Consider the following 5,913-nt stretch of genomic DNA (forward strand, 5'->3'; position numbering starts at 1 on the left):
GACCGGCGGCAACTACGCCAGCTCGCTCGTCGCGCAGCAGCAGGCCACCGCGCAGGGCTGCGACCAGGTCGTCTTCCTCGACGGCCAGGAGGGGACGTACGTCGAGGAGCTCGGTGGCATGAACATGTACTTCGTCTTCGACGACGGCACCATCGTCACCCCGCAGACCGGCACCATCCTCGAGGGCATCACCCGCGCCAGCGTCATCGAGCTGGCCGGCAAGCTCGGCCACCAGGTCGTGGAGCGCAAGATCTCCATCGACGAGTGGCGCGACGGCGTGACCAGCGGCCGGATCACCGAGATCTTCGCCTGCGGCACCGCCGCCGTCATCACCCCGGTCGGCTCGCTGAAGTGGGACGGCGGCGAGGCCCCGGCCCCGGCGTCGACCGACCTGACCATGCAGGTGCGTCAGGCGCTGGTCGACGTGCAGTACGGCCGGGCCGAGGACACCTTCGGCTGGATGCACCGCATCTGCTGAGTCCCCGTCCCTGGCCGAGTCGGCGCGATGGTGCAGGGGAGCGCGGGTGGGTGGGGCACGCCGCTTCACCAAGGTATGTCGACGAACCTCCCCGTCCACGCCCGTGCGGCGGCCGGCGCCTCGGCACTTCCCATGACGACACGCCACCCACCGTGGGGTGTACGCCGTGGGGAGTGGCGTGTCGTCGACATCCCTTGATGGAGCGGAGCCGGCCAGTTGCACTGCAACGTGACCCCGCCTCGGCCCCGCAACAGCGCGCCGACTCGCGCTCAGGGTCAGTGGCGGCGCAGCTCGGTCTCCAGCGCGTCTAGCCGCTGCTCCCAGAACGCTCGGAACGGCGTGAGCCACGCGTCCACCTCGACGAAGGGGCCGGTCGAGACGCTGTAGAGACGGCGGCGACCCTCGGCGCGAGCATCGGCGAAGCCGGCCTCACGGAGGACCCGCAGCTGCATCGAGACGGCCGGCTGGCCGATGCCGAACTCGGCGGAGATGACCTCGACGATCGCGCCGGCCGAGACCTCGCCTCCGGCGAGGACCTCGAGGATCCGCCTCCGGACGGGGTCGCCGAGGACGTCGAGGGCGTGCATCAGGCCTCGGGTGTGGCCGTGTAGGCCGTGGTGCACCGCGCGGCGGCCGCCCGGGCCGCCTCCGGGTCGGTGCCGTCGGCGATGCTCGCCGCGGCCCACTCGTCGCTCGCCGCGACCATGTAGTCGGTGAGGTCGGGCACCGTCTCGCGCGGCGGGCGCTCGGCGTCGGGGGCGGCGAGGTGCTCGGCCAGGCCCATGATCGCCAGCTCCCAGCCGATGCCGACGGCCCCGGGGCCGAACTCCTCCCACATCCCTGGCGGGACGGCTGCGGAGTGGTCGAGCTGCAGCAGGGTGCCTTCGGAGGTCGGTCGCAGGCTGACGTCGACCCAGCTCACCTGGCCGCCGTGCTCCCAGGTGAGCGCCAGGCGCTCGGGCGGCTCGCAGGCGAGGACCTCGCCGCCGGCGTTGCCCTCGAGCTGGTAGCGACCGCCGAGCTCCAGGTCGCCGCTGACCGGCATCATCCAGCGCTCGATGCGCTCCGCCGTCGTGAGCGCGTGCCAGACCTCGTCGGGCGCGGCGGCGTAGGTGCGGGTGACGGTCAGGAGTCGCAGCTCCTCACCGTCGCGGGTGACGGTCGAGAGGCGGCGCTCGACGGCGCCCAGGTGGTCGGCAGGGGAGAAGGTCATGTCTCCAACCTATCAATCAGTGTTGATGCGTCAAGGAGAGCGGACTGAGTGGGTAAGCCTTACCTCGCTAAGATAAGGTTAGCCTTACCTAATCATTGTCCACCGAACGAGATGAGAGACATGCGCACACCACGACGCTCCTTCGCCCTCGGGGCCTCGGCCCTGGCCCTGGCCCTGGGGCTCGGCTCCGTCCTGTCGGCCTGCGGCTCCGACGACGCGACCGCCGACGAGGGCGGCTCCGGGAGCAGCGGCACCTCGACCCAGCTGCCCGTGACCATCGAGCACAAGTACGGCGAGACGACGTTCACCGACGTGCCCGAGCGGGTCGTCGTCGTGGGGCTGCAGGAGCAGGACACCCTGATCGCGCTCGGCATCGTGCCGGTCGGCGTGACCTCCTGGTTCGGCGACGAGAGCGGCATCAACCCGTGGGCCGAGGAGGCCCTGCCCGAGGGGGCCGAGATGCCCGAGGTGCTCGACGCGACCAACGGCATCCCGGTCGAGAAGGTCGCCGCGCTGGCGCCCGACCTGATCATCGGTGAGTACTCCTCCATGAGCGAGCAGGAGTACGACCTCCTGTCGCAGATCGCGCCGACGCTGGCCCAGTCGGGGGACTACCCCGACTACAGCATGCCGTGGGACGAGATGTCGCTGAAGATCGGCCAGGCCGTCGGCCAGGCCGAGGAGGCGGCCACGCTCGTCGACGACACCACTGCCGCGATCGCGCAGGCCGCCGCCGACCACCCCGAGTTCGCTGGCAGGACCGCCGCCCTGGTCACGCCGTACGAGGGACTGTTCGTCTACGGACCCGAGGACCCGCGCACCCGCCTGCTCGGGGACCTGGGCTTCGACATCACCAGCAAGACGATCACCGACGGCGAAGGCGAGTTCGGCGTCTCGCTCAGCGCCGAGCGGGCCGAGGAGCTCGCCGACATCGACGTCACCGTCTGGTACGACATCGAGGCCGAGCAGGACGTGGCCGCGGTCTACGAGGGCACCGACGCCTACCGGGAGGGCCGCTGGGTCGACGTGACCGACGCGGACGGCGCCTACTACGTCGCCCACAGCTTCGTGAACCCGTTGGCGATCCCCTACGTGCTCGAGCGCTACGTGCCGCAGCTGGCCGCCGCCGTCGACGGGGACCCCGCGACGAAGCCGCCGGTCGTCACCGACTGACCGCACCGTCCACGACAGACCACTGCCCCCGACGCTGACGGCGTCGGGGGCAGTGGTCTGGGTGCGATCGGGCGCGGCTCAGTCGCGGTCGGCCGACAGCGGGACCACGATCGGCAGGCCGGTGCGCGGATCGGCCAGCACGTCGGCGCGCAGCCCGAAGACGTCGAGCAGCAGCTCCGGGGTGAAGATCGCGGCGGGGTCGCCCTGGGCGACGATCGCGCCGTCCTTCATCACCACGATGACGTCGCGGTAGCGGGCGGCGAGGTGGAGGTCGTGGAGCACCAGCGCGATGGTGCGTCCGCGCTCGCGGTTGAGGCGCGTCACGAGGTCGAGGACCTCCACCTGGTGCGCCAGGTCGAGGTACGTCGTCGGCTCGTCGAGCAGCACCAGGTCGGTGTCCTGCGCCAGGGTCATCGCGATCCACGCCCGCTGCCGCTGCCCGCCCGAGAGCTGCTCGATCGCCCGGTCGGCGAGGTGGAGCGTGTCGGTCATGCGCATGGCGGACCCGACGGCCTGCTCGTCGGCAGGCGACCACTGCGCGAACCATCGCTGGTGCGGGTGCCGGCCACGACCGACGAGGTCGCGGACCAGGAGGCCCTCGGGCGAGAGGGGGCTCTGGGGCAGCAGCGCCATCCGCTGGGAGACCGCCTTGGTCGCCATGGCGCCGATGGGCTCGCCGTCGAGCCGCACGTGGCCGGAGCTGGGCTTCAGCAGCCTCGCCATCGTGCGCAGCAGGGTCGACTTGCCGCAGCCGTTGGGGCCGATGATGGTCGTGACCTTGCCGTCGGGCACGTCGAAGGTGAGGTCGGAGACGACGGGGTCCCCCCCGTAGCCGACCGTCACGCCGACGGCGCCCAGGCGTGAGGGGGCAGCCAGTGCGGTGTCGAGCAGGGTGCTCATCAGGGGACCTTCCGGTTGACGCGGACGAGGAGCCAGATCAGGTACGGCGCACCGAGGGCGGCCGTGACCACCCCGGCGGGGACCACGAACGGCAGCACCACACGCGTGACGAGGTCGGCGCCGACGACGAGCACGCCGCCGAGGACCATCGACGCGAGCAGCGGTGGTCGCGACCCGCCGGTGAGGCGCAGGGCCACCTGGGGCACGACCAGCGCCACGAAACCCAGGGGTCCGACCGCGGACACCGAGACGGCGGCGAGCCCGACCGCGGTCACGAGGACGAGCAGCTGGGTGGTCTGGAGCCGCACCCCGAGCACGCGGGCGGAGTCGTCGCCGAGCTGCAGCGCGTTGAGGTGACGCACCAGGAGCACCGAGAGCGGCACCAGCACTGCCAGCGTGAGCATGACCGGCTTGGCGTGGTCCCAGCCTCGGGAGCTGAGCGAGCCGTTGAGCCAGACCTGGGCGCTGGCGGCGTCCTGGATGCGGGCGCGGACGAGCAGCCAGTCGGTGACGGCCATGAGGGCGGCGCCGATGCCGATGCCGACCAGGACCAGCCGCTGGCCGTCGATGCCGCGGCGCCACGAGAGGGCGTAGAGCAGGAGCGCGGTCCCCAGCCCGCCGGCGAAGGCGGCCAGCGGGAGGCCGAGGGTCTGCAGCGTGCCGCTGACCAGGCCACCGCCGTAGCCACTGCCGCCGCTGAGCACGATCAGCGCCACGGCGCCGGCTCCCGCGCCCTGTGTGACCCCCAGGATGTCGGGGCTCGCGAGCGGGTTGCGCGCGAAGGTCTGGCACAGGGCGCCGGAGAGTCCGAGCGAGGCGCCGACGAGGAGCGCGACGGTCGTCTGCGGCAGTCGGAGCTGGTTGATGATGAACTGCGAGCCGCCGTCGCCCCCGCCGAAGAGCGTGCTGAGCGTCGTGCCGAAGGGGATCTCGACATCGCCCAGGGCGAGGTCGAGCACGAAGAGCACGAACAGCAGGGCGGCTCCCACCACGGAGACCGACGCTGCCCGCAGCGGCACCCGCCACGAGACCGGGCCGACCCGCAGGGGGGCGACCGCGGTGCGGGGGCTGCTCCGGAGGCCGACGATGCTCACAGGCGCACCAACCTGAGACGACGGACGAGGAGGACGAAGACGGGCCCGCCGATCAGCGCCATGACGATGCCGACCTGCAGCTCACCGGGGCGCACGATGACGCGACCGACCACGTCGGCGACCACGACGAGCAGGGCGCCGACGAGGCCGGCGTACGGCACGACCCAGCGGTAGTCGACGCCGCCGAGGTGGCGCGCGACGTGCGGGACGACGAGCCCGACGAAGCCGATCGGTCCGCAGGCGGCGGTCGCAGCACCGGCGAGGAGCATGACGGCGAGGATGCCGCCCACCTGGTGACGTGTCGGGCTTATGCCGAGCGAGCGGGCGACGTCGTCGCCGAGCTGGAGCATGGTGAGGCCCGGGCTGCCGATCGCGGCGAGCAGCAGGCCGACGAGCATGAAGGGCGCCAGCTGCCAGAGCACGTCGAGGTCGCGCCCGGCCACCGAGCCCACGACCCAGAAGCGGTAGTCGTCGAGGGTCTCGACGTCGCGCAGCAGGATCGTCTGGGTAAAGGCGCCCAGCAGGGCACTGACGGCCGTGCCGGCGAGGACCAGCGTGACCGGGTCGGGCCCACCCCTGGTCGAGCCGATGGCGAAGACCAGGGTGGCGGCCGCCCCGGCGCCCAGCAGGGCGAACCAGGCGTAGGACGTCGGGTCGGCGATGCCGAGCGCGTAGATGCCGACGACGACGGCGAACGACGCGCCTGCGGTGACGCCGAGGAGACCGGGGTCGGCGAGCGGGTTGCGGGTGTGGCCCTGCATGAGTGCGCCGGCCACCCCGAGGCACAGCCCGGCGGCCAGCGCGAGGATCGTGCGGGGGGCCCGGAGGTCGCGGACGATGGTGGCCTCGGTGGAGCCGTCGGGGTGGAGGAGCACCTCGACGGTGCGGGGGAGCCCGATGCCCCGCGAGCCGACGGCGAGGCTGATGAGGCAGACGGCGAGGAGTGCGAGGACGAGCAGCAGGACGCCGCGCACCGAGCCGCGGCGGGTGGCCGGGGCGGTGGGCGCTGGTGCGCGATCGAGGATGGTCATGACAGAGGTAAGGCTAACCTAATT

General features: G+C 72.3%; 7 protein-coding genes. 2 read left to right on the forward strand and 5 right to left on the reverse strand.

Features of this window, described 5'->3' with window-relative positions; genetic code table 11:
* Positions 1 to 478: aminotransferase class IV (locus AAG827_RS21855; RefSeq protein ID WP_341928318.1), on the forward strand; the 478-nt coding region annotated here is incomplete at its 5' end.
* A 275-nt stretch (positions 479 to 753) separates the two neighbouring features.
* On the opposite strand, the gene AAG827_RS21860 is transcribed toward AAG827_RS21855, so the two are convergent.
* Positions 754 to 1,065 carry a metalloregulator ArsR/SmtB family transcription factor gene (locus AAG827_RS21860; RefSeq protein ID WP_341928319.1) on the reverse strand — a complete coding sequence of 104 codons (312 nt, stop codon included), beginning with the start codon at positions 1,063 to 1,065 and terminating at the stop codon, positions 754 to 756.
* Positions 1,065 to 1,691, reverse strand: coding sequence for an SRPBCC family protein (locus AAG827_RS21865; RefSeq protein WP_341928320.1), 627 nt, complete (start codon positions 1,689 to 1,691; stop codon positions 1,065 to 1,067). The genes AAG827_RS21860 and AAG827_RS21865 overlap by 1 nt, the downstream gene beginning before the upstream one ends.
* A 120-nt stretch (positions 1,692 to 1,811) precedes the next feature.
* On the opposite strand from AAG827_RS21865, the gene AAG827_RS21870 reads away from it, so the two are divergent.
* Complete coding sequence (locus AAG827_RS21870) at positions 1,812 to 2,864, forward strand: ABC transporter substrate-binding protein (RefSeq protein ID WP_341928321.1); 1,053 nt, start codon at positions 1,812 to 1,814, stop codon at positions 2,862 to 2,864.
* A gap of 78 nt (positions 2,865 to 2,942) precedes the next feature.
* Here AAG827_RS21870 and AAG827_RS21875 read toward each other — a convergent pair whose 3' ends face one another.
* The 3 genes from AAG827_RS21875 to AAG827_RS21885 are packed head-to-tail and all read right to left on the reverse strand — an operon-like array spanning position 2,943 to position 5,889.
* Entirely contained in the window at positions 2,943 to 3,764 is an 822-nt protein-coding gene (locus tag AAG827_RS21875; protein ID WP_341928322.1) for an ABC transporter ATP-binding protein, read from the reverse strand.
* On the reverse strand, positions 3,764 to 4,858 hold the full coding sequence (locus tag AAG827_RS21880; protein WP_341928323.1) for an iron chelate uptake ABC transporter family permease subunit: 1,095 nt from the start codon (positions 4,856 to 4,858) through the stop codon (positions 3,764 to 3,766). The genes AAG827_RS21875 and AAG827_RS21880 overlap by 1 nt, the downstream gene beginning before the upstream one ends.
* Positions 4,855 to 5,889 carry an iron ABC transporter permease gene (locus AAG827_RS21885; RefSeq protein ID WP_341928324.1) on the reverse strand — a complete coding sequence of 345 codons (1,035 nt, stop codon included), beginning with the start codon at positions 5,887 to 5,889 and terminating at the stop codon, positions 4,855 to 4,857. The genes AAG827_RS21880 and AAG827_RS21885 overlap by 4 nt, the downstream gene beginning before the upstream one ends.
* Between the last annotated feature and the right edge of the window lie 24 nt (positions 5,890 to 5,913).

Source organism: Nocardioides psychrotolerans (assembly GCF_943371775.1).
Lineage (GTDB): Bacteria > Actinomycetota > Actinomycetes > Propionibacteriales > Nocardioidaceae > Nocardioides > Nocardioides psychrotolerans_A.